20 protein-coding genes and 5 pseudogenes are annotated in these 22,312 nt (G+C 42.8%); 16 read left to right on the top strand and 9 right to left on the bottom strand.

Annotated features, from left to right (window positions below; genetic code table 11):
• Positions 1–115 precede the first annotated feature (115 nt).
• Together I2H52_RS08080 and I2H52_RS08070 are read left to right on the top strand one after the other, a co-directional pair.
• Positions 116–319, top strand: a pseudogene (locus I2H52_RS08080) (dihydroxyacetone kinase subunit DhaK); the annotation flags it as partial.
• A gap of 88 nt (positions 320–407) precedes the next feature.
• Positions 408–599, top strand: a pseudogene (locus I2H52_RS08070) (adenylosuccinate lyase); the annotation flags it as partial.
• A gap of 57 nt (positions 600–656) precedes the next feature.
• Here I2H52_RS08070 and I2H52_RS08065 read toward each other — a convergent pair.
• Together I2H52_RS08065 and I2H52_RS08060 are read right to left on the bottom strand one after the other, a co-directional pair.
• Positions 657–1,979, bottom strand: a pseudogene (locus I2H52_RS08065) (G5 domain-containing protein); the annotation flags it as partial.
• A gap of 189 nt (positions 1,980–2,168) precedes the next feature.
• On the bottom strand, positions 2,169–2,885 hold the full coding sequence (locus I2H52_RS08060) for a GntR family transcriptional regulator (RefSeq protein WP_045616649.1): 717 nt from the start codon (positions 2,883–2,885) through the stop codon (positions 2,169–2,171).
• A 320-nt stretch (positions 2,886–3,205) separates the two neighbouring features.
• On the opposite strand from I2H52_RS08060, the gene I2H52_RS08055 reads away from it, so the two are divergent.
• From I2H52_RS08055 to I2H52_RS08015, 9 genes are all read left to right on the top strand, one after another.
• Complete coding sequence (locus tag I2H52_RS08055) at positions 3,206–4,993, top strand: glycoside hydrolase family 35 protein (RefSeq protein ID WP_195594972.1); 1,788 nt, start codon at positions 3,206–3,208, stop codon at positions 4,991–4,993.
• Entirely contained in the window at positions 4,990–5,466 is a 477-nt protein-coding gene (locus I2H52_RS08050; RefSeq protein ID WP_000156968.1) for a PTS sugar transporter subunit IIB, read from the top strand. The genes I2H52_RS08055 and I2H52_RS08050 overlap by 4 nt, the downstream gene beginning before the upstream one ends.
• A 26-nt stretch (positions 5,467–5,492) precedes the next feature.
• The gene (locus I2H52_RS08045; RefSeq protein ID WP_038806525.1) at positions 5,493–6,398 is read left to right on the top strand and encodes a PTS mannose/fructose/sorbose/N-acetylgalactosamine transporter subunit IIC; all 906 of its coding nucleotides are present in this window, start codon (positions 5,493–5,495) and stop codon (positions 6,396–6,398) included.
• On the top strand, positions 6,385–7,206 hold the full coding sequence (locus I2H52_RS08040) for a PTS system mannose/fructose/sorbose family transporter subunit IID (protein ID WP_049520508.1): 822 nt from the start codon (positions 6,385–6,387) through the stop codon (positions 7,204–7,206). The genes I2H52_RS08045 and I2H52_RS08040 overlap by 14 nt, the downstream gene beginning before the upstream one ends.
• A 3-nt stretch (positions 7,207–7,209) precedes the next feature.
• Positions 7,210–7,614 (top strand): PTS sugar transporter subunit IIA, encoded by a 405-nt coding sequence (locus I2H52_RS08035; protein ID WP_000045700.1) that lies wholly within the window; start codon positions 7,210–7,212, stop codon positions 7,612–7,614.
• Between the two features lie 256 nt (positions 7,615–7,870).
• Entirely contained in the window at positions 7,871–9,037 is a 1,167-nt protein-coding gene (locus I2H52_RS08030) for an SIS domain-containing protein (protein ID WP_070657280.1), read from the top strand.
• Between the two features lie 10 nt (positions 9,038–9,047).
• Positions 9,048–10,043, top strand: coding sequence for a tagatose-bisphosphate aldolase (gene lacD / locus I2H52_RS08025; RefSeq protein ID WP_195594970.1), 996 nt, complete (start codon positions 9,048–9,050; stop codon positions 10,041–10,043).
• A gap of 145 nt (positions 10,044–10,188) precedes the next feature.
• Positions 10,189–11,226, top strand: coding sequence for an aldose epimerase family protein (locus tag I2H52_RS08020; RefSeq protein WP_195594969.1), 1,038 nt, complete (start codon positions 10,189–10,191; stop codon positions 11,224–11,226).
• A 107-nt stretch (positions 11,227–11,333) separates the two neighbouring features.
• Entirely contained in the window at positions 11,334–12,188 is an 855-nt protein-coding gene (locus I2H52_RS08015; RefSeq protein ID WP_195594967.1) for a VOC family protein, read from the top strand.
• Between the two features lie 112 nt (positions 12,189–12,300).
• On the opposite strand, the gene I2H52_RS08010 is transcribed toward I2H52_RS08015, so the two are convergent.
• The 3 genes from I2H52_RS08010 to I2H52_RS08000 are packed head-to-tail and all read right to left on the bottom strand — an operon-like array spanning position 12,301 to position 14,838.
• Positions 12,301–13,533 carry a sensor histidine kinase gene (locus I2H52_RS08010; protein ID WP_084911509.1) on the bottom strand — a complete coding sequence of 411 codons (1,233 nt, stop codon included), beginning with the start codon at positions 13,531–13,533 and terminating at the stop codon, positions 12,301–12,303.
• Complete coding sequence (locus tag I2H52_RS08005) at positions 13,534–14,208, bottom strand: response regulator transcription factor (RefSeq protein WP_195594965.1); 675 nt, start codon at positions 14,206–14,208, stop codon at positions 13,534–13,536.
• Between the two features lie 9 nt (positions 14,209–14,217).
• Positions 14,218–14,838 carry a GTP pyrophosphokinase gene (locus I2H52_RS08000; RefSeq protein WP_009729517.1) on the bottom strand — a complete coding sequence of 207 codons (621 nt, stop codon included), beginning with the start codon at positions 14,836–14,838 and terminating at the stop codon, positions 14,218–14,220.
• A 148-nt stretch (positions 14,839–14,986) separates the two neighbouring features.
• Between I2H52_RS08000 and I2H52_RS07995 the strand changes: the two genes are divergently transcribed.
• Positions 14,987–15,244, top strand: a complete 258-nt coding sequence (locus I2H52_RS07995; protein WP_000185161.1) for a metal-sensitive transcriptional regulator — start codon at positions 14,987–14,989, stop codon at positions 15,242–15,244.
• Between the two features lie 313 nt (positions 15,245–15,557).
• Here the strand turns inward: I2H52_RS07995 and I2H52_RS07990 are convergent, their stop codons facing one another.
• The 3 genes and pseudogenes from I2H52_RS07990 to I2H52_RS07980 all read right to left on the bottom strand — a co-directional run bounded on the left by I2H52_RS07990 (position 15,558) and on the right by I2H52_RS07980 (position 17,829).
• The gene (locus I2H52_RS07990) at positions 15,558–15,854 is read right to left on the bottom strand and encodes a rhodanese-like domain-containing protein (protein WP_195594963.1); all 297 of its coding nucleotides are present in this window, start codon (positions 15,852–15,854) and stop codon (positions 15,558–15,560) included.
• Positions 15,844–17,500 (bottom strand): annotated as a pseudogene (locus I2H52_RS07985) (FAD-dependent oxidoreductase). The gene I2H52_RS07990 and the pseudogene I2H52_RS07985 overlap by 11 nt, the downstream one beginning before the upstream one ends.
• 20 nt (positions 17,501–17,520) lie before the next feature.
• Positions 17,521–17,829: a rhodanese-like domain-containing protein gene (locus I2H52_RS07980; protein ID WP_195594961.1), complete on the bottom strand. Its 309-nt coding sequence runs from the start codon at positions 17,827–17,829 to the stop codon at positions 17,521–17,523.
• Positions 17,830–18,016: 187 nt separating this feature from the next.
• Here I2H52_RS07980 and I2H52_RS07975 point away from each other — a divergent pair, with 187 nt between their 5' ends.
• Together I2H52_RS07975 and I2H52_RS07970 are read left to right on the top strand one after the other, a co-directional pair.
• Positions 18,017–18,580: a sugar O-acetyltransferase gene (locus tag I2H52_RS07975; protein WP_195594959.1), complete on the top strand. Its 564-nt coding sequence runs from the start codon at positions 18,017–18,019 to the stop codon at positions 18,578–18,580.
• 269 nt (positions 18,581–18,849) lie between these two features.
• Positions 18,850–20,085, top strand: coding sequence for a carbohydrate-binding domain-containing protein (locus tag I2H52_RS07970; protein WP_195594957.1), 1,236 nt, complete (start codon positions 18,850–18,852; stop codon positions 20,083–20,085).
• 61 nt (positions 20,086–20,146) lie between these two features.
• Here I2H52_RS07970 and I2H52_RS09860 read toward each other — a convergent pair.
• Positions 20,147–20,281: pseudogene (locus I2H52_RS09860) on the bottom strand (low temperature requirement protein A); the annotation flags it as partial.
• A gap of 228 nt (positions 20,282–20,509) precedes the next feature.
• Here I2H52_RS09860 and I2H52_RS07965 point away from each other — a divergent pair.
• A complete protein-coding gene (locus I2H52_RS07965; protein WP_195594955.1) occupies positions 20,510–21,226 on the top strand; it encodes an ABC transporter ATP-binding protein in 717 nt (238 codons plus the stop codon).
• A gap of 1 nt (position 21,227) precedes the next feature.
• On the top strand, positions 21,228–22,310 hold the full coding sequence (locus I2H52_RS07960; RefSeq protein WP_195594953.1) for an ABC transporter permease: 1,083 nt from the start codon (positions 21,228–21,230) through the stop codon (positions 22,308–22,310).
• Positions 22,311–22,312 lie beyond the last annotated feature (2 nt).

Here is a 22,312-nt window from a genome sequence, read left to right as displayed (position 1 = left end):
TCAAAATGATAGCGCTTTCTTTTTAGGGCGAATAACTCAATTTGAAAGAAGCGCGGAGAAAAGGAGGACACCTATGAAGAAAATTATCAACGATCCAACAGCAGTTGTGAACTAGATGCTGGATGGCTTGGCCTATATTCACAGCGATTTGGTTTATCGGGTCGAGGGCTTTGATATCATCGCTCGCAAGAGTGAGAAGACGGGCAAGGTTGGCCTGATTTCTGGTGGTGGAAGCGGCCATGAGCCTTCACACGCTGGCTTTGTCGGCGAGGGCATGCTGTCGGCTGCTATCTGCGGAGCGGTCTTTACTTCACCAACATCATCGCTGACAAGGCTAAAGAACACAAGTTCACAATCATGATGGGGCGTACCCACGGTGTGCATGCTGAGCCGACAACTTTTGGTCTCAAGCTTGCGACTTGGTTCAACCAAAAACAGCCCACTCATGGGATAACCAAGTAGACTTCAAGCCACTTCTGGAAGCAGATCCAGAAGTAACATCACGCCTCACTCAAGAAGAAATCGATGAAATCTTCAACCCTGCATACTACACCAGACGAGTAGATGACATCTTTGACCGTCTCGGACTGGGGGACTAATCATAAATCAAAAAAGCGAGATTCAATCTCGCTTTTTTCTATTCTTGTCGAAGAGGTTTAATCTTCTTTTCTCTTAGTTAGTCCGTAGGCTGCTAGAGTCGCCATGAATCCTGCTGCGATCAAGCCTGCAGAGTCTTGACTTCCTGTTGCAGGGAGTTGTTTTTCATCTGCTTTGGCAGTAGTTGGTGCAGTTTGCTCAGCTTTCTCAACGGCAGTGCCGACTTCAACGATTTGAGCGACCGCTTCCTGTGTTACCACGCTATTGACAAGAGTTCTTTCTTCCTTGCCGTCAGCAGTAGTGCTGACAGAGTAGAAAATCGTACGACGACCATTTACACCAGTAACGACTACTTGACTTTGTCCTTTTGGTAATTGAGGATTTTCACGTGTTACGGTAGTGAACGGAATCTCTTCTTCTTGGATGTCCAGTCTCGGTTTTTCTTCTGCGGCTGGAGCAAGACCGTGTTCATCCCCTACATGGGTTACAAGGGTTCCGACTTCAACCACTTGGGTCACAGGTTCTTTGGTTACTTGGCTATCTAGAACGGTTTCTGTTTGTTTACCATTTTCAGTAAGGACAGAGATGTAATGAGTGCGTTCACCATCTACACCTGGTGTGACAATCTTTTCTTGCTTTGCTGGGAGGTTTGGATTTTCTTTTTTGATAACCTCAAATGGAATCTTTTCTGCTCTTGTGATGAGTTCCGGTTTGGTTTCAACGTTGGCAGCTAGTTCGTTTTCATCGAGGCTTCCTGAGTGAGTTGCCGCTGGTTTGAGGCCTAGGCGGGCTGCTTTGAGTTTGGCTACGAGAGCGTCTAACTCGGCTTGTTTGCTACGGTTGAGGTTGTAGTTGAGAGCATCTTTAGCTGCATTTAAGGTATCGAGACTTTCTTTGCTGTATCCTTCCAAGTTAGTAGGGATTTGAGCAAGTTCCTCACGGAGAGCATTGTAGTCAGCACGGAAGTAGTCTTTGTTGTGGTCTGCGAAGGCAGTCATGAGTTCAAAGATTTCTTCTTCCTTGTACTCAGCACTTGGTTTGTCTGCCCAGATAGCAAGCATGCTACCAATAGTAGGTAGGTCAACTTCAGGATATTTAGTTGAAGCTAGCTGGTTAAATGGAGTTTTTTCGGTATTTTCAATAGCTTTCTTAAGGAAGCTACCACCATCTTCTGGTTTTTGACCGAGAATGTAGTAACAATCTCCGTTGGTATTAAGAAGTTTGTAGCCTTTGTTTGCTAGATACTGAGGAGATGCAAGGTTGTAGCCCCACCATCCTTTAGACCAGTAAGAGATGATGACATCCTTGTCAAACTCAACATCATCCTTGTCCTCGTAGTAGAAACCATCGTTGAATGCCATTGGCTTGAGACCGTGAGATTTGATGAATGGAGGAAATCATAAGATTTAGAAGAAAATCATTTCCAGAAATGAGAAAGAGAAAGCCGATATTTAACTTGTTTTTAGTAAAAATGCTACTAATTAAATAAGAACCTTTCAGAACATTTCCATAGCCTCGGCCTCATGCTATAATAGGTATAGAAAAAGCCTGAGCTAGGCTCAAGCTTTCTCTTAATGACCTCGATTACATGAGAGGAATTTAATTTTGTAGTAGTCTGCTCGCTTATACGTTTCACTATAGGCGAGGACTTGGCCAGTAGCCTCAAGTTTAGTAGTCTTCGTTTGGAAGACTGTTGGAAATTGCGTATCGATTCCAAGTACAGAAGCAACGTGCTCTGGTGTTGGAAATGCAATTTCATTGATTTCCTCAAAATGTTCATCATTCATGTGAATGCGGTAATCCAATTTGAAACGTTTATAGATAGAACTATAATAGTCAAGATTTGGATAGTTGGCATTGATGTATTGTTCAGGAATATAAGATGTGTGGTAGATGTATGTAACGTCATTTGTTTGACGGGTACGTTCAATTTTGTAGTAGAACTGATCTCCACGTAATCCAAGTTTCTCTAGGTATTCAAGCTTGTTTCCGCGCTCGATAGAAAGGACAGTAACTTTATCATCTTTTGTTTCAAAGATTTCGACATCTGAAAACTCAACGAGTTTGTGCTTGCGGGCACGTGAAACGAAAGTCCCTTTCCCTTGTTGGCGGACAATATAGCCGTCTTTTGCAAGGTCATTCAAAGCACGCACAACAGTGATTGAACTAACATCATACATCGCGATCAATTCTGCTTCTGTATAAAATTTATCTCCACTTGCAAATTGACCAGAGATGATTTTGTTTTTTAATTCATCTTTAATATATTGGTATTTTGGAATAGCCATAATTTCACCTCGATTCTCTTTCTCCAGTCTTGATTTTACCACAAATACAGACAAAATAGTAGTATTTAGATAAAAAAATTAAAATAATAGACTAAAAATGTTATGTTACATGTAAAAAATTCCATTTTATAACCTTGTGAATTATCATACATAAAAATATCGCTTTCATGCTATTTTTAGATAATTTCGGTAAACGGTAAGTAAAAAAATAGAAAAATTTTAAATAATTTTCTAAAACCTATTGACAAATGCAAAAGATTTGATTATAGTTAATATTATAATAAATGAAAGCGCAAACTTAATTCGTCAGAGGTAATGACATGACAAGATTTAAAATTGAGGACGATTTCTATTTAGACGAAAAACCGTTCAAGATTTTGTCCGGCGCCATTCATTATTTTAGAATTCCAGCGGAGGATTGGTATCATTCTCTCTATAACTTAAAGGCGCTTGGCTTTAATACAGTCGAGACCTATGTGGCTTGGAATTTACACGAACCTGTTGAAGGGGAGTTTGATTTTGAAGGTGCCAGAAATTTGGAGAGATTTCTTCAAATTGCACAAGATCTGGGTCTCTATGCCATTGTACGCCCGTCTCCATTTATCTGTGCGGAATGGGAATTTGGTGGCTTGCCGGCCTGGCTCTTGACCAAGGACATGCGAATCCGCTCGTCGGACCCGGCCTACATCGAGGCGGTCGCTCGCTATTATGACCAATTATTGCCAAGGCTTGTGCCTCGCTTGTTGGATAATGGTGGAAACATTCTTATGATGCAAGTCGAAAATGAATATGGTTCTTATGGAGAAGATAAGTCTTATCTACGAGCGATTCGGAAATTGATGGAAGACCGAGGGATTGATTGCCCACTCTTTACTTCAGATGGTCCATGGAGGGCTACTCTGAAGGCCGGAACCTTGATCGAAGATGGCCTCTTTGTGACAGGGAACTTCGGTTCTAAAGCTCCGTACAACTTTTCACAGATGCAGGAATTCTTTGATGAGCATGACAAGAAATGGCCTCTCATGTGTATGGAATTCTGGGATGGTTGGTTTAACCGTTGGAAAGAACCCATCATCACACGCGATCCAAAAGAGTTGGCAGAAGCTGTTCGAGAGGTATTAGAGCAAGGCTCCATCAACCTTTATATGTTCCATGGCGGAACAAACTTTGGTTTCATGAATGGTTGCTCGGCTCGAGGAACTCTAGATTTGCCACAAGTTACATCTTACGATTATGATGCCCTTCTCGATGAAGAAGGAAATCCAACTGCTAAATACCTAGCAGTCAAGAAGATGATGGCAACACACTTCCCAGAGTATCCACAGTTGGAACCACTCTATAAGGAAAGCATGGAGATAGGGTCTATTCCACTAGTTGAAAAAGTATCCTTGTTTGAAACCCTGGATAGCCTGGCAAGTCCAACTGAAAGCCTCTATCCAAAAGCGATGGAAGAACTTGGTCAAAGTTATGGCTACCTTCTTTATCGTACTGAAGCAAGTTGGGATGCAGAAGAGGAACGTCTCCGTATTATCGATGGACGTGACCGAGCTCAACTCTTTGTAGATGGTCAATGGATTGCTACTCAATACCAGACAGAGATTGGTGAAGATATCTACTGTCAGGGCAATCGAGAAGGCTTTTCAGAGATTGACATCTTGATTGAAAATATGGGGCGTGTTAACTATGGACATAAGTTCTTGGCAGATACGCAACGTAAAGGAATTCGCACAGGTGTCTGCAAGGATCTACATTTCTTACTGAATTGGAAACAATATCCACTGCCACTGGATAATCCTGAGAACATTGATTTTTCAAAAGGATGGACAGAAGGACAACCAGCCTTTTACGCTTTCGACTTTACTGTTGAAGAGCCGAAGGATACCTACTTAGACTTGTCTGAGTTTGGTAAGGGAGTTGCCTTTGTCAACGGGCGTCACCTAGGACGTTTCTGGAACGTCGGCCCGACCCTCTCACTTTATATCCCTCATAGTTATCTCAAGAAAGGTGCTAACCGCATCATTATCTTTGAAACTGAGGGCGAATATAAAGAAGAGATTCATTTAACTCGTAAACCTACACTAAAACACATAAAGGGGGAAAACTTATGACAATTGTAGGATGCCGTATCGATGGACGTTTGATCCACGGTCAAGTAGCCAATCTTTGGGCTGGAAAACTAAATGTTTCACGCATTATGGTTGTAGACGACGAAGTTGTTAACAACGATATTGAAAAGAGTGGTTTGAAACTTGCGACACCACCAGGTGTGAAACTCAGTATCTTGCCAGTTGAGAAAGCAGCAGCAAATATCCTTGCTGGTAAATACGATAGCCAACGTCTCTTTATCGTTGCACGTAAACCAGACCGTTTCCTTGGTTTGGTCGAAGCAGGTGTTCCGCTTGAAACACTCAACGTCGGCAATATGTCTCAAACACCAGAAACTCGCTCTATCACACGTTCTATCAACGTGGTAGACAAGGATGTGGAAGATTTCCACAAACTAGCAGAAAAAGGTGTGAAACTCACTGCTCAAATGGTTCCAAATGATCCAGTTTCAGACTTTTTGAGCTTATTAAAATAGGAAAAAATTTTTAGGAGGTCATTGTTATGATACAATGGTGGCAAATTTTACTTCTCACTTTGTACTCAGCTTATCAAATCTGTGATGAGTTGACAATCGTTTCATCTGCAGGTTCCCCTGTATTCGCTGGTTTCATTACTGGTTTGATCATGGGAGATGTGACAACTGGTTTGTTTATCGGTGGCAGCTTGCAGTTGTTCGTTCTCGGGGTTGGTACCTTCGGTGGTGCTTCTCGTATCGACGCAACTTCTGGTGCGGTTCTTGCAACAGCATTCTCTATCTCTCAAGGTATTGATACAGACCTTGCGATTACAACAATCGCTGTACCAGTAGCGGCACTTTTGACATACTTCGACGTTCTTGGACGTATGACAACTACTTTCTTTGCACACCGTATTGATGCTGCGATTGAACGCTTTGACTACAAAGGTATCGAACGCAACTACCTACTTGGTGCGCTTCCATGGGCTCTTTCTCGTGCCCTTCCAGTATTCTTCGCCCTTGCTTTCGGTGGAGAATTCGTACAAGGTGTTGTAAACCTTGTTAAAGAATACCAATGGGTTGCAGACGGTTTGACTCTTGCAGGTCGTATGCTTCCAGGTCTTGGATTCGCTATCTTGCTTCGTTACCTTCCAGTTAAACGTAACCTTCACTACCTTGCTATGGGATTCGGTTTGACAGCTATGTTGACTGTTCTTTACTCAAACGTAACAAGTCTTGGTGGAGCAGTTGCTGGAATCATTGGCACTCTTCCTGCTGAAGTTGCTGAAAAAATTGGCTTTGTTAACAACTTCAAAGGATTGTCTATGATCGGTATCTCTATCGTGGGTATCTTCCTTGCAGTTGTTCACTTCAAGAACAGCCAAAAAGTTGCTGTAGCAGCACCTTCTACACCATCAGAAAGTGGGGAAATTGAAGATGACGAATTCTAATTACAAATTAACAAAAGAAGATTTTAATCAAATTAACAAACGTAGCTTGTTCACTTTCCAATTGGGATGGAACTACGAACGTATGCAAGCATCAGGTTACCTATACATGATCTTGCCACAATTGCGTAAAATGTATGGAGATGGAACTCCTGAGTTGAAAGAAATGATGAAAGTTCATACTCAATTCTTCAACACTTCACCATTCTTCCACACAATCATCGCTGGTTTTGACCTTGCCATGGAAGAAAAAGATGGCGTTGTCTCTAAAGATGCGGTTAACGGTATCAAGACAGGTTTGATGGGACCATTCGCTCCTCTTGGAGATACAATCTTTGGTTCACTTGTACCTGCTATCATGGGATCTATCGCAGCAACTATGGCTATCGCTGGCCAACCATGGGGTATCTTCCTTTGGATCGCAGTTGCAGTTGCTTATGACATCTTCCGTTGGAAACAATTGGAATTTGCCTACAAAGAAGGGGTTAACCTTATCAACAACATGCAAAGTACTTTGACAGCTTTGATTGACGCTGCATCTGTACTTGGTGTCTTCATGATGGGTGCTCTTGTAGCAACAATGATCAACTTTGAGATTTCTTACAAATTGCCAATCGGTGAAAAGATGATTGACTTCCAAGACATCTTGAACTCAATCTTCCCACGTTTGCTTCCAGCAATCTTTACTGCCTTTATCTTCTGGTTGCTTGGTAAGAAAGGTATGAACTCTACTAAAGCGATCGGTATCATTATCGTTCTTGCAGTAGGTCTTTCATTCATCGGTAAATTCTTGCTTGGAATGGGCGCATAATTTATGAGTAAATCATTAATTTTGGTGAGTCATGGTCGTTTCTGTGAAGAACTTAAAGGTAGCACAGAAATGATCATGGGTCCACAGGACAACATTCATGCAGTGGCCCTTCTTCCAGAAGATGGTCCAGAAGAATTTACTGCAAAATTTGAAGCTGCTATCGAAGGATTGGATGATTTCCTAGTCTTTGCGGACCTTCTCGGTGGTACACCATGTAACGTGGTAAGCCGTTTGATCATGGAAGGTCGCGACATTGAACTCTACGCGGGAATGAATCTGCCAATGGTGATTGAATTTATCAATGCCAGCCTTACAGGTGCAGATGCGGACTACAAGAGCCGTGCTGCAGAAAGCATTGTGAAAGTCAATGATTTGTTAGCGGGCTTTGATGATGACGAAGATGAATAATACTCTTCGAAAATCACATTCAAACTACGTCAGCGTCGCCTTGCCGTATAGATGTTACTGACTTCGTCAGTTCTATCTGCAACCTCAAAGCAGTGCTTTGAGCAACCTGCGGCTAGCTTCCTAGTTTGCTCTTTGATTTTCATTGAGTATAAGATGTAACTTAGAGCATCTTATATAGAATATACATGGGAATGGGAGTCACTCCCATTCCCATATTTTCAATAAGAATGAAACAACAATAGATTAGAGGAACTCTATGCTAAATTACACAAAAGAAGAATTACTTGAACTGGGTGCAGAAATCACGACTCGTGAGATCTACCAACAGCCCGATGTATGGAAAGAAGCTTTTGAAGCCTATCAAGCAAAACGGGAAGAAATTGCAGCCTTCCTACAAGGGATTGCTGATAAACATGACTATATTAAGGTTATCTTGACAGGTGCTGGGACTTCTGCTTATGTGGGAGATACCTTGGTACCATACTTTAAGGAAGTCTATGATGAACGCAAATGGAACTTCAATGCTATTGCGACAACTGATATTGTTGCCAATCCAGAAACTTATCTGAAAAAAGATGTGGCGACTGTCCTTGTATCCTTTGCTCGTAGTGGGAATTCACCTGAAAGTGTGGCGACGGTTGATTTGGCTAAAGCCTTGGTTGACGACCTCTATCAAGTGACCATTACATGTGCTGCAGAAGGGAAATTGGCACTTCAAGCCCATGGCGATGACCACAATCTCTTACTCTTGCAACCAGCTGCTTCCAATGACGCTGGATTTGCCATGACTTCTAGCTTTACATCCATGATGTTGACAGCTCTCTTGGTCTTTGATCCTACAGAATTTGCTGTGAAAGCTGAACGTTTTGAAGTTGTGACTAGCCTTGCTCGTAAGATTCTAGACAATGCAGCAGATGTTAAAGAGCTTGTTGACCTTGACTTTAACCGTGTTATCTATCTGGGTGCTGGTCCTTTCTTTGGACTTGCTCATGAAGCTCAGCTCAAGATTTTGGAATTAACAGCTGGTCAAGTGGCGACCATGTATGAAAGCCCAGTTGGCTTCCGTCACGGTCCAAAATCATTAATCAACGAAGATACAGTTGTTTTGGTATTTGGTACAACGACAGACTACACTCGCAAGTACGACTTGGACTTGGTTTGTGAAGTGGCTGGTGATCACATTGCTCGTCGTGTTGTGCTTTTGAGTGATCAAGCCTTTGGTCTTGAAAATGTCAAAGAAGTGGCCCTTGGTTGTGGCGGTGTCTTGAACGATATTTACCGTGTCTTCCCTTACATCGTATATGCTCAACTCTTTGCCCTTTTGACTTCACTCAAGGTAGAAAATAAACCAGATACACCATCTCCTACAGGTACAGTAAACCGTGTGGTACAAGGTGTGATCATTCATGACTATCAAAAATAAGGAAGTGTCTATGAGTAAATTACAATTAAGTCCCAATAAAGTAGCTTGCTTGCAAAAACTCTCTGACGAGAACGGCATTATCTCAGCTCTTGCCTTTGACCAACGTGGCGCTTTGAAACGCCTCATGGCTCAATACCAAACAGAAGAGCCAACAGTTGCTCAAATGGAAGAACTCAAGGTCTTGGTTGCAGATGAATTGACAAAATACGCATCCTCTATGCTTCTCGACCCTGAATATGGCCTTCCAGCTACAAAAGCGCTTGATCCAAATGCTGGTCTTCTCCTTGCTTATGAGAAAACGGGTTATGACACAACAAGTACCAAACGCTTGCCTGACTGTTTGGATGTTTGGTCTGCCAAACGCATCAAAGAACAAGGTGCGGATGCAGTCAAATTCTTGCTTTACTATGACGTAGACAGCTCTGACGAACTCAACCAACAAAAACAAGCCTACATCGAACGCATCGGTTCAGAGTGTGTGGCGGAAGACATTCCATTCTTCCTTGAAATCCTCGCTTACGATGAAAAAATCGCTGACGCAGGTTCTGCAGAATACGCAAAAGTGAAACCACACAAGGTTATCGGTGCTATGAAAGTCTTCTCAGACCCACGCTTCAACATCGATGTCTTGAAAGTGGAAGTTCCAGTCAATGTCAAATACGTTGAAGGCTTTGGCGATGGTGAAATCGTGTATACACGCGAAGAAGCAGCAGCCTTCTTCAAAGCACAAGATGAAGCGACTAACTTGCCATATATCTACTTGAGTGCAGGTGTATCAGCCAAACTCTTCCAAGAAACCCTTGTCTGTGCCCACGAATCAGGCGCAAACTTCAATGGCGTTCTTTGCGGACGTGCAACATGGGCTGGATCAGTTGAAGCTTACATCAAAGATGGTGAAGCAGCAGCTCGCGAATGGCTGCGTACAACTGGATTTGAAAACATTGACGAACTCAACAAAGTTCTTCAAACAACAGCGACTTCATGGAAAGAACGTGTAGAATTTTAAGGATTTTACTTGTAAGATTTGTTGATAAGAATCTATTTATAGAGGCTTGACAAGCGAGAATTCACATAATAGAATTGAACCATAGGAAGTGAATGCGCTTTCTATGGTTTGTTTACTTAAGAGAAATAGATCAAAGGAGAGAAGAATGAGAGCATACACAGAGCGTGTATTTGGAAATCATGAGGGCAAGGATGTTTTGGCCTATCGCTTTGAGACTGATGGTGGTTACCAGCTTGAAGTTATGACTTATGGTGCGACCATTTTGCGCTATGTCACACCTGACAAGGCTGGGAATTTTGCCAATGTGATCTTGGGTTTTGATGATTTTGCTAGCTATGTAGGCAATAGTCCCAAGCATGGAGCAAGTGTAGGTCCTGTAGCGGGCCGTATTGCAGGTGCAACATTTGAGCTCAATGGTCAGACCTATGACCTTGAAGTCAACAACGCTAGCAACTGTAACCACAGTGGTTCAACAGGTTGGGATTCGAGCTTGTTTGAATTGGTTGAGGTGAGCGACCATGGCTTGACTCTCTACACAGAGCGTACAGACGGGACAGGAGGATTTCCTGGTAATCTTAAGATTTGGATTAGCTACCACTTGGAAGAAACTGGTGCCTACGAAGTCAGCTATAAGGTGACGACAGATCAGGATACGCTGGTCAATCCAACTAATCATAGCTACTTCAACTTATCTGGTGATTTCACGCAGACAATTGATCGCCATGTCTTCCAGCTAAATACGGAGGGCATTTACCCAATCGCTCCAGACGGTGTTCCAGCTAAGACTCCAGATGCTGATCGCGATGTGGTGAAACACATCTACAATGGTGCTTTGCTCAAGGATATCTTTGCAGAGAACGATGAGCAAATCCAGTTGGTATCTGGTTTGGATCACCCATTTGCTCTCCCTGCAGGTCATGACAATGCTGGTTTCCTTTATGATCAAAACTCAGGTCGTTTCCTGCTTTTCAAGACAGAGGCCCCTTGCCTTGTGGTCTACACAGCAAACTTTGTGGATGAGAGTGTCATCATAGGAGGTCAGCCAATGGTACAGCACAATGGGATTGCCCTTGAAGCGCAGGCTTTACCAGATGCTATTCATAGCGACCTCAAAGACCAAGTCATTCTCAAAGCAGGGGAAACCTTCACCAGCAAAACTCGTTACGAGCTTGTTGTTAAATAAAAAGAAGAGCTGGTTTCCAGCTCTTTTGAGTTGTCTTCGTTGACATTTTATTTCAACAGTGTATAATTGATGTAATATATGAAGTTACAGCAAAAAGGAGACACCCTATGACTTATGCTTACAAAAGCCACATTTACCTAGCAGAGGCGGTTTTAAATGTCAAGGATGTGACGAGTCAAACGGCTTTTTATCACCAGATTATTGGCTTGGAGATTTTATCGCAAACGGAGACAGAAGCGATTTTGGGACTTGGTAAAAAAGCCTTGGTTCACTTGATTCAGGCCGAAAAGGATGGTGAAGTAAGGGAGCATTATGGGCTCTACCATCTGGCGATTTTGTTGCCGACACAAAAAGCCTTAGCAGATGTCTTGAAACACCTAAGTGACTTACGGATTCCTCTGGTCGGGGGTGCAGATCATGGATACAGCGAGGCCATTTATCTAGAGGATTTAGAAGGAAATGGCATTGAACTCTACCGTGATAAGCCAGTGTCTTCATGGGATATTCGAGAAGACGGCCGCATTATCGGTGTGACCGAAGCCCTTGCGGCACAGGATATCTATGAGTTAGGGGAAAAGGTGGATCCCTTTGTCCTAGCTGAAGGGACGGGAATGGGGCATATCCACCTATCAGTGAAGGATAGTCACGCGGCGAGTCAGTTTTATCAAAAGGTGTTGGGGCTAGAGGATAAATTTACTATTCCTAGTGCTAGTTGGATAGCGGCTGGTCAGTACCATCACCACCTGGCTGTCAATGAATGGGCTGGAAAAGGTCTGGCTCCGCGTGAGCAAGGCTTGCCAGGCTTGGCCTACTACGTCCTTGAGGTCGAAAGTAAGGAGGAACTCCTAGCCATCGTTAAGCAAGCACAGGAGCTAGAAGCACCGATCAAGTGGTTAAATTTGAGTGAAGTGGATCTTCTAGACCCAGACGGCATTGTGACCCGCATTCGCTTGGAACGATGAGATGTGAAAACCACATCGTAGACATAGAAAAAGGCGGACAAGCTCGTATTCTGTTTTTAGAATGCGGACTTGTTCGCTTTTTATGAAATGATAAAGAGTAAAAGAGCTATAGCTATAACCAGACTGTAAAGGTAATCACCTGTTTTTTGTAGGTGACAAATATTTTACCTCTAAATAGACTGACGAGATGCTGAGCCATAGAGAGACCAATTCCGTGTCCAGATATGGTTTGGTTGTTATGAGAGGTCTCTGCACGATAAAAGCGATCAAAGAAACGCTTAATATTAACTGCTTGTCCATCCTTATAATCATTAGAAATAGTGATGCAAGTTCGTTTGCGTAGTAGGTAATTTTTGCGTTGGAGCGTCAAGCGAATCGTTCCAGCGGGATCGCAGTATTTTCGGGCATTGTCAAGAAGGATGCTAAGAAGCTCATAAAATTCTTCTTGGGCTACTTTTTCTACAACGTCTGCTTCAATAGAACTTTCAAATTTTTTATCTTCTTTGGTAAAGAGAGGAGCAAAATCTGAGGCAACCTTTTCAGCGATAACGGAGATATTTTGAGGAGCTAGTTTGATATCCTCTTGTTCCTCGAGCCGAGCAAGTCGGATGAGTCTTCCAATCAGGTGGTTGAGTCGTTCCGTCTGTTCTTTAGTGCTAATACTCCACTCAGTCTCTCCCTCTATTAACTCCTGTAGCTCGGTATTGGCCGAAATGATGGCTAGAGGCGTTTTGAGTTCGTGTCCTGCATTGGTGATAAACATCCGTTGTTTTTCATAGTTTTTGATAAAAGGACGAATAACAATCCCTGAAATCAAGGTGAAGAGCAGTATGAGGAGGAGTAAGCTAGCCAAGGCCAGCCAGATAGAGACCTGAAGTAAGGTATCTCGTTCTCGGATATAGTTAGTCGTCTCAAAGAAGACCAGTAGTTTCCCAGTCGTAGATTGGCTCACTTGGTAGGTAAAATAGCGTCCCTTATGAGTAATAGAACCATAAGTTTCTTGCTTTTTGAGGATGTTTGGGAGAAAACTTTTGACTTCAGCCTCAGTTAAGGACTGGACATTTGTAAGGGAGATGGCGTAGTCATTTTCCTTTTCTCTGACGGAGAAGTATTGAAAATTATAGACAATCCCTTCTTGGATATTTTTCTCAGTCAGACTTTCTTTGATTTCGTCTGTAATAGGAAGTTCGCCCTCATTCTTGGTTAAGATAGAGAGGACGGTGTGGATGTTACCCTCCGTCTGAGTGTAGACGATACTATTCATCAAGACTAGAAAGAAGGTTAGAATCAGAGCAATGGTAAGAGTAGCCGTTGCGATAAATTTGATGCGTAGTTTTCGAAACATCTAGTCACCTCCTGTCAATTGGAAGGGGCCTTCTGCAGCCCCAAGTATTTGTAAGCTAGACTGTACACTTTGGAGTTTTTGGCGTAGGTAGGAGATATAGAGAAAGACGAGCTCGTGATCCTGTTCTTCCAGCTCGTCTGGCCAGACCTGCTCTAGTAGTTGTTGACAACTGAGGGGTTGGTTAGCGTGCTGGATGAGGAGAGTCAAGAGTTGGGTCTCCTTTTTCCCCAAACGAATGCTGTTTGTAGCAGCCAATTCTTGTTCATCAATATCCAAGCGGGTATTTCCTAATTCGACTGTATCCGGAGTATAGTCTTCCAGGCGGCGTGCAGTAGAACGGAGTCTAGCCAAGAGCTCCTTGAGCGAGAAAGGTTTAGTCAAGTAGTCGTCAGCACCTGCATCGAGTCCGGTTACACGGTCATCTACTTCGGCCATGGCTGTCAGCATGATAACGTGGGTCGTATTGCCTGCCTGGCGAATTTCTTTGAGGGCTTCGATTCCAGTTTTAATTGGCATCATGATGTCAAAAATCATGAGGTGATAGTGGTTAGATTCAGCCTTTTCGACAGCGTCTTGTCCGTTAAAAACAGAATCAACGCTGTAGCCTTCGCATTCTAAAGCAACAGTGATAACACGGTTTAGTTGGGTTTCATCTTCGGCAAGTAGGATTTTCATAGGTTCTCCTTAGTCTTGATCAGAGCGCTGAATCAAATCACGGATGGTCTGCATGGTCAAGTCACAAGAAGCAAGCTCATCGGCACAACGTTTGAGCTCGCGCGTGATTCGCTCAGGATTTTGGATGTTTTTCTTGTATTTCATCTGGTGTTCGAGGCTAGCCCAGGAGTCCATGGCAATTGTGCGCAGTTGAATCTCGATAAAATAGGTACCCTGGTCATTTCCCAGACAGTCTGGGTAGGGAGTGGTCACCTCTAGAATCAGATGATAGGAACGGTAGCCGTTGGGTTTGACCTGACGGATATAGTCTTTCTCTTTGAAAATATGGATGCTTGGCATCTGGCGAATATACTCTACGATGCGGTAGATATCATCTGTAAAGCCTGTGATAATTCGAACGCCAATAGCATCTCGTATTTCTTTAAGAGCAGATTGACTTGTCTGAGGAAGGCCCTTGCGTTGGCATTTTTCACGCATGCTTTTTTCTGTTTTGATGCGCGCATGCAAATGCTCATATAGTTTGAGGTTGGTTTCTTTTTTGTAATTGGCTGCGGCCTCCTCTATGTCTTGAATAAAGGTTTGCAAGATGATGGGTAAATAGGCTTCACAGCTATCATAGATAGAATTCATAAGAACGTCCATTCTGAACAGTTTTGTTACTATTATATCATGAAAACGCAGATATGAGATAAGTTCCTACAAAGACAGACGGGATGAGAATTTTGACAAAGCCCCTTATTCGAGATATAATGAAGAAAAATCGAGCAAGGAAAAAGAAATGACAAACTCAAAGTATATAACACGCTTGAAACGTTCAGAGGGCCAGTTGCGTGGGATTCAAAAGATGATTGAAGAAGATCGTGACTGCGCTGATATTGTGACGCAGTTGACAGCAGTGAAATCGAGTGTTGAGCGCGTGATTGAGATGATGATTACGGAAAATCTCACCGCCTGCATTAACCAACCACTAGATGATCCCGAGGCTCAAAAGGAACGCCTAGAAAAGGCCATCCGATACCTGATTAAACGGAAATGAACTAATTTTTTGAGACGATAGTTGCAAAGGCATATCTAACTATTAATAGAATAGTTTAATTTGAATCAAAAGAGGCTGGGTAAAAAGTCTTTAAAATTAAAAAACGCATACTATCAGGTGTTGAAAAGCCTTGATACTATGCGTTTTATTGTGGGGAGATTTATACTCTTCGAAAATCAAATTCAAACCACGTCAGCTTCACCTTGCCGTACTCAAGTACAGCCTGCGGCTAGCTTCCTAGTTTGCACTTTGATTTTCATTGAGTATTACTTCATTTTCTCCTGAAATTGAGTTGTTGCCCAGCTTCTTTTGATTATTCTACTTGCCCAGGCCAAGCATTCATACCACCTTCTACATTGGTAACGGTGAGGCCTTGAGCTCTAAGAAATTGACAGGCAGATGCAGAACGTACTCCACCTTGACAGATAACATGGTATGCATGGTCCGGTTTGAGTTCTTTGTAGCCTTGCTCCAAGCTACTTAACGGAAGATTTTTTGCACCTGGCGCATGTCCTGCTTGGAATTCATGTATTTCACGGACATCGATAAGATCTAGATTTTCATTTTGATATTTTTCATAAAAGTCAGCCATGCTGATACTAGTTTCCATATTCGACTCCTTCTGGTTTAGCCATTTTGTATAGTGAATAAGCGCCGTCAAGGTTTTGGACGGTAAATCCTGCTTGTTTGAGGATACGCTCTGCGATATAGCTACGTAAACCGCTGTGGCAGCTAACGATGTAGGCTTGATTCTTGTCCAGTTCGTCCAAGCGTTCCCGTAGTTCGTTTAGGGGGATGTGGATGGTATCGACTTTGAGTCGGCCACTCTGGAATTCGCCACTTGTCCGTACATCTAGGAATTTCTTACCGGCGGCTAGTTCGTCTTCTAGTTGGTACCATTGAATATTGTCGCTTAAACCTTCGATTAGGTTCAAGGCTGCATAGCCCAGCATATTGACGGGATCCTTAGCAGAGCCAAATGGTGGCGCATAGGTGAACTCCAATTCTGGTAAGTCAAAGACGGTGAGATTTCCCTTGATAGCAGTTGCTAGGATATCAATTCGCTTGTCAACACCTTTTTTCCCCAACTCCTTGGGCACCATAGATTTTTCCAGTGGTTGGGTCAAAGAGAAGTTTCAAGGTGAGATCAGTAGCGCCAGGATAATAACCAGCGTGATCTTTTCCAGTGACATGAAGTGCCTTGTAAGGAAGTTGATTCATGCGAAGGATACGTTCGCTGAGACCAGTCGAAGCGGCTGTCATATCAAAGGCACGAACGATCGCAGTGCCGATGCTGCCCTTGTTTGTACGACCGAGTCCTGCGATGACGTCCGCCACTTGGCGCCCCTGACGATTGGCAGGAGAAGCAAGAGAGATGAGAGCGTCTTGGCCTGTAATCTCTTGCTTGACGACGATGGCATCCCCGACTGCAAAGATATCTTTTTGACTGGTTTCGTAGTGTTCGTCGACTAAGATACCGCCACGTAGTCCCAGTTCAATCCCCGCAACTTTAGCTAGTTCATTTTCAGGTTCAACACCGACAGAAAGGATGGTGAGGTCAGAAGTGATCTTTTGACCGTTTTCGAGAACGATGACTTTTCCCTGGTCTTCAAATCGAGTCGCAGACTGGGAAGTGATAACGCGGATGCCGTTTTTGACCAATTCTGCTTGGACAAAGGCCGCCATTTCTTGATCTAATGGTGGCAAGACATGTGGTGCTTTCTCCACGATGGTGACTTGCAAGCCCCGTTTCGCCAGATTTTCAGCCATTTCAAGCCCGATAAAGCCTGCACCGATGACGACAGCTTCTTTTGGATGATTGTCCAAGGCCGCCATAATATCGTCGAGATCGGGAACATTGCGGAGCGTGTAGGCGTTCTTAGCTTCTGCCAAACCTTCAATGGCAGGAACAAACGGTTTAGCTCCTGGAGAGAGGATCAGCTTGTCGTAGCTTTCCGTGAATTCCTGTTCATCGTGTCGCACCGTCACAGTGTGTTCTTCTGGCGAAATCTGGATAACCTCGTGAAATGGCCGCACATCGAGATTAAAGCGTGCCCTGAGACTTTCAGGAGTTTGGACCAATAAACTATCACGGTTTGCAATTTCTCCTGAAACATAGTAAGGAAGTCCGCAGTTTGCAAAGGAAACAAAGGGACCTTTCTCAAAAATAGTGATTTCAGCGTCTTCCATGAGACGTCTGAGGCGGGTTGCTGCTGACATACCGCCTGCAACTCCTCCAACAATGATAACTTTCATTGATTTTCTCCTTTATGCTTCTAGATGACCTTACCTGTCCAAGCGCTCATACCGCCACGAACATTGACGACATCGTAACCTTTTTTCTTTAGCTTTTTAGCGGCTAGTTTGCTTCGTACACCAGAATGACAAATGACATAAAGTGTTTCTTTTGTCGCAGGTGTGTAAGAACCGATTTCTGTTAAAGGAACATTCTTGGCGTTTTTGATATGACCTCTACGGAATTCCGTAGGCGTTCGAACATCCAGTAGCTGAATCGGTTCCTTGAGTTTAGCTTCTAACTCGCTGGTAGAAATACTGTCAATTTTTGTAAATAATAAGTGAAACATAGGCACCTCCAAATATACCCTTACGGGGTATATTAAACCATGAAGTCAAGCTTTTGTCAAGTAAGTTGTTTTGAGTTAGGATGGGGAATGGTTTTGAGAGTCTAGAAAGAAGTCCTAGACCAGCTTATTCTTGATCTTTCAAAGCCTTTTTGATATGATGGCGTCAAAGTAAGTGTGAGGTGATAAGATGACCAGTGAATACCAGAAAATGATAGCGGGAGAGCCCTATCATCCGTTTGACCCCGAGTTGCGGGTCTTGGTTCAGACAGCACGTCAGAAGCAGGCAGATTTCAACCAGGAGTTAGATCCCTTGAAAGGGGCGGAGATTATCAAAAGTTGGTTTGGTTCAACTGGGGAAAATCTCTATGTCAATCCACGTCTGGTGGTCGATTATGGAGTCAATATTCATCTAGGGGAAAATTTTTATTCTAATTGGAACTTGACCATGCTGGATGTTTGTCCGATTCGCATCGGGAACAACGCCATGCTTGGCCCCAACTGTCAGTTTTTAACCCCACTCCATCCACTGGATCCTCATGAACGCAATTCAGGGGTCGAATACGGCAAGCCCATCACCATCGGAGATAATTTCTGGGCCGGAGGTGGCGTCACAGTCCTTCCTGGAGTGACACTGGGAAATAATGTCGTTGCAGGAGCAGGGGCTGTGATCACCAAGTCCTTTGGAGACAATATCGTCTTAGCTGGCAATCCTGCGCGTGTTATCAAGGAAATCCCAGTAAAAGAAAACTAAAAAGAACAGCTTGGGCTGTTCTTTTTATGAGCTTTAGTCTTATAGATTTTTCTTTTTTGGCTTTTTGGGTTAGAGTGACATCGCACTTGGGGATGTTGCTTTTAAAAACTATTAAATGCATTTTAGTACTCTCAAATTGTTTCTAGTAGCCCTTTCAAAAGAATACTGAGCGAAACTGAATTTAAGGAAACTTTCAGAAAAGTTTTAGTTTTGTTTCAGGAATCTTCTGTAGACTGTCTAGCTATATCATACGAAGGAGAGGAAAAGGTATGAAATCAAAAAAATGGACCCTACTCGCAACGAGTTTAATGGCAATGGTGCTGATGGCAGCATGTTCCCAGTCAACAACTACATCCAATACCAATGCAACGACAAATAGTGCAACAACAACTGCAACAAAGACAAACCAAACATCCTATTTTACAGAGAAGGACAATGATACTTCTTATGATGAAAGCACAGCTTCTAAGATTGAGTTATCTGGCTCATCTGCAAACGTCTCTGGAGATGGGGTGACAGTCTCTGAATCAACAGTGACCATCACAAAATCTGGAACCTATGTAATTTCAGGTCAGTCTGACGAAGTGCAGATCAAGGTCGAGGCAGATAAGTCTGCAGATGTTCATCTAGTCCTAAAAGGTGCGACCATGGCCAATACCAATGCAGCGATATCTGCGACATCAGCTGGTCATGTCTACCTGACCCTAGCAGAGGGAACCACCAACAGTCTCTCTGACTCAAGCTCGAACAGCGACGAAAAAGCCGACGCAGCCTTATTTTCTAAGGTGGATTTAACCATCAACGGGAAAGGGACTCTCAATGTAGAAGGCAAGAAAAATAATGGTATCAAGGCCAACGACACCCTCCACATCACGGGTGGAACTTATAACATCACAGCGGTTGGCGATGCCTTTAATGTCAATGATGAACTCAATATCACTGGTACGACCATGACCATTGATGCTAAAGAAGATGGGGTCAAGGTGGATAATGACGAGGATACTTTAGTCGGAACCATGTACCTATCCAACAACAACATCACCGTCACAGCAGGAGATGATGGCATCCACGCATCAGGTGATTTGGTTATCGATAGTGGGACCTACACCGTCAAGAATTCGACAGAAGGACTTGAAGGTAAGTCCATCACTATCAACGGTGGGGACATTAGCATCTATTCGACAGATGATGGGGTTAATGCAGCCAACAAAAATGCCCAACAGAGTGAAATCTTCTTTACTATGAACGGTGGGAACCTGACAGTAGAAGTCGGCCAAGGAGACACAGATCCAATCGACTCAAATGGGAACGTGACGGTTACGGGTGGAACCATTAAAATGACTGGTCAAACAGGTTTTGACTTTGATGGAACTGCGACCTACACAGGTGGAGATATCTATCTCAACGGCGAAAAACAAACGGAAATCGTCAACTCTATGCCTGGAGGCGGAGGACCAAATGGAGGCCCTCAAGGCGGCGGTCCAGCCCCTGGCGGACAAGGATAAAAAAGAATCTCCTTTCTCGAAAGAGAAGGGAGAGTTTTTGTGTTTGAGAGATGGATTGTAGCTAAAACAACTCCCAATTAGGTCTTGAAAATTTCTTAGTCTGTTTCATATAAAAATGAGTAAAATGAATTTCCGTCGCCAAGGTCATTAGAGTTGCGATAGCAATGACGATGGTAGGATTGGCTGAGAAAAGTAGAGGAAGAATAGGCCTTTAAAAAGTGGACAGGAAAGACCATTTCGGAGTATAGAGAGGAAGTTCAAAAACATTTTTAGAAATAAGACATATGCATTATAAACATCAGATACGAATCTGGTGTTTTATTTTTTAAAGAATTTAACCCTTTCTCTTGACAAGTGAGTAATCACTCACTATAATGGGTTTATATTTAGTAAGTGAGTAAGCACTCACCAAAGGGGGAAGTAAATGAAAACATTACTACATTTACAAGATTTAGTAAAATCTTTTGACCATCAAATAGTTCTGAATCATGTCAGCTTTGAATTGCAGCCAGGAGAAATTATAGGCTTAATTGGTCCGTCTGGTGCTGGTAAATCAACTATGATTAAGACTACGTTAGGAATGGAAAAGGCTGATGGAGGCGTAGCTTTAGTGTTAAATCACACTATGCCCAATCGCCATATTTTAGGAGATATTGGCTATATGGCCCAATCAGATGCTTTATACGAGTCCTTGTCAGGCCAAGAAAATCTGAAATTTTTTGGTCAGCTAAAGGGGCTTTCTAAAAAAGACCTAAAGGCGGAAATTGCTCATATAGCTCAAGTAGTAGATCTGACAGACTACTTAAACAAGGCGGTATCTGGTTATTCTGGAGGAATGAAACGGCGTTTGTCGCTGGCTATTGCGCTTTTAGGAAATCCTCAACTCTTGATTTTGGACGAACCGACAGTTGGAATCGACCCTTCTCTTCGAAAGAAAATCTGGAAAGAATTATTCGCGCTTAGAGACAATGGGGTAGGGATATTAGTTACTACCCATGTTATGGATGAAGCAGAGTTGACGGATAAGGTCGGCTTATTATTAGGCGGAAAAATCATTGCTTTTGATACACCGCAACACTTAAAAGAAAGTTATCAAGTTTCAAGTATTGAAGAAGTATTTTTAAAAGCAGAAGGTGAGTAAGATGAGAACAATAGCGATTGCAAAAAAAGTCATCAAAGAATTACTTCGTGACAAACGAACTCTAGCCCTGATGTTTATAGCACCTGTTTTTATCATGTGGTTGATGAACCTCATGTTTTCAGCTAGTACAACCGTGAATGTCAAGTTGGCAACACAAGATCTACCAACTGGTTTGGTAACGAAAATGGATGAGCTCGATCATGTAGACGTCGAGACCTATCAAGGCTTAGATCAAGCCAAAGAAGCGCTAGCAAATGAAAAAGTCGATGCTGTGATTTCTTATAAAGACGGTGAGTACCAGGTTGACTACGCAAACACAGACGCCTCCAAAACATCTATGATACGACAAGTGTTACGAACGAGTATCGCCAGTGAAGGCACCGATCAGTTAGTATCTCGTGTTAAACAAGCTCTTCCACAATTGGACTCGGACGCAAAAACACCAGAAATCAAGGAGTCTTACCAGTATGGAGATGAAAATACAAGCTTCTTTACCAGTATGATTCCGGTTTTGATAGGTTTTGTAGTTTTCTTCTTTGTCTTTTTGATTTCAGGTATGGCGCTTTTGAAAGAGCGCACCAGTGGAACACTAGAACGTTTGTTAGCAACACCAGTGAAACGATCTGAAATCGTCTATGGCTATATGTTGTCTTACGGTATTATTGCGATTTTTCAAACGGCAGTTGTCGTTATAGCAGCAATTTGGCTACTAGATGTAGAAGTTGTAGGAAGTATTTTAAATGTTATAATAGTTAATGTGGTACTGGCTCTTGTAGCACTAGCTTTTGGAATTCTCTTGTCTACTCTAGCAAAATCAGAATTCCAAATGATGCAATTTATTCCTCTCGTGATTATGCCTCAACTCTTTTTCTCAGGAATTATTCCATTGTCATCCATGGGAGAATGGGCTCTAACTGTGGGGAAATTTTTGCCATTAACCTATTCTGGTGATGCAATAAGCCAGATTATTCTTTACGGGCACAATCTTGGTGATATTTTGTCAAATCTTGGTGTTTTAATGATTTTCTTGATCATTTTAACAATTCTTAATATTGTTGGATTGCGTCGTTATCGTAAAGTTTAGAA

It is taken from the genome of Streptococcus oralis, from assembly GCF_015561235.1.
GTDB classification, from domain to species: domain Bacteria; phylum Bacillota; class Bacilli; order Lactobacillales; family Streptococcaceae; genus Streptococcus; species Streptococcus oralis_BK.
The sequence above is the reverse complement of the archived record's forward strand: the minus strand, read 5'-3'. Positions and strand labels throughout refer to the sequence as shown.

What these genes read in the sequence shown, in the direction of transcription:
- I2H52_RS08060 (WP_045616649.1), bottom strand. Translation starts at nt 2,885, where the DNA reads ATGGCTATTCCAAAATACCAATATATTAAAGATGAATTAAAAAACAAA.
- I2H52_RS08055 (WP_195594972.1), top strand. Translation starts at nt 3,206, where the DNA reads ATGACAAGATTTAAAATTGAGGACGATTTCTATTTAGACGAAAAACCG.
- I2H52_RS08050 (WP_000156968.1), top strand. Translation starts at nt 4,990, where the DNA reads ATGACAATTGTAGGATGCCGTATCGATGGACGTTTGATCCACGGTCAA.
- I2H52_RS08045 (WP_038806525.1), top strand. Translation starts at nt 5,493, where the DNA reads ATGATACAATGGTGGCAAATTTTACTTCTCACTTTGTACTCAGCTTAT.
- I2H52_RS08040 (WP_049520508.1), top strand. Translation starts at nt 6,385, where the DNA reads ATGACGAATTCTAATTACAAATTAACAAAAGAAGATTTTAATCAAATT.
- I2H52_RS08035 (WP_000045700.1), top strand. Translation starts at nt 7,210, where the DNA reads ATGAGTAAATCATTAATTTTGGTGAGTCATGGTCGTTTCTGTGAAGAA.
- I2H52_RS08030 (WP_070657280.1), top strand. Translation starts at nt 7,871, where the DNA reads ATGCTAAATTACACAAAAGAAGAATTACTTGAACTGGGTGCAGAAATC.
- lacD (WP_195594970.1), top strand. Translation starts at nt 9,048, where the DNA reads ATGAGTAAATTACAATTAAGTCCCAATAAAGTAGCTTGCTTGCAAAAA.
- I2H52_RS08020 (WP_195594969.1), top strand. Translation starts at nt 10,189, where the DNA reads ATGAGAGCATACACAGAGCGTGTATTTGGAAATCATGAGGGCAAGGAT.
- I2H52_RS08015 (WP_195594967.1), top strand. Translation starts at nt 11,334, where the DNA reads ATGACTTATGCTTACAAAAGCCACATTTACCTAGCAGAGGCGGTTTTA.
- I2H52_RS08010 (WP_084911509.1), bottom strand. Translation starts at nt 13,533, where the DNA reads ATGTTTCGAAAACTACGCATCAAATTTATCGCAACGGCTACTCTTACC.
- I2H52_RS08005 (WP_195594965.1), bottom strand. Translation starts at nt 14,208, where the DNA reads ATGAAAATCCTACTTGCCGAAGATGAAACCCAACTAAACCGTGTTATC.
- I2H52_RS08000 (WP_009729517.1), bottom strand. Translation starts at nt 14,838, where the DNA reads ATGAATTCTATCTATGATAGCTGTGAAGCCTATTTACCCATCATCTTG.
- I2H52_RS07995 (WP_000185161.1), top strand. Translation starts at nt 14,987, where the DNA reads ATGACAAACTCAAAGTATATAACACGCTTGAAACGTTCAGAGGGCCAG.
- I2H52_RS07990 (WP_195594963.1), bottom strand. Translation starts at nt 15,854, where the DNA reads ATGGAAACTAGTATCAGCATGGCTGACTTTTATGAAAAATATCAAAAT.
- I2H52_RS07980 (WP_195594961.1), bottom strand. Translation starts at nt 17,829, where the DNA reads ATGTTTCACTTATTATTTACAAAAATTGACAGTATTTCTACCAGCGAG.
- I2H52_RS07975 (WP_195594959.1), top strand. Translation starts at nt 18,017, where the DNA reads ATGACCAGTGAATACCAGAAAATGATAGCGGGAGAGCCCTATCATCCG.
- I2H52_RS07970 (WP_195594957.1), top strand. Translation starts at nt 18,850, where the DNA reads ATGAAATCAAAAAAATGGACCCTACTCGCAACGAGTTTAATGGCAATG.
- I2H52_RS07965 (WP_195594955.1), top strand. Translation starts at nt 20,510, where the DNA reads ATGAAAACATTACTACATTTACAAGATTTAGTAAAATCTTTTGACCAT.
- I2H52_RS07960 (WP_195594953.1), top strand. Translation starts at nt 21,228, where the DNA reads ATGAGAACAATAGCGATTGCAAAAAAAGTCATCAAAGAATTACTTCGT.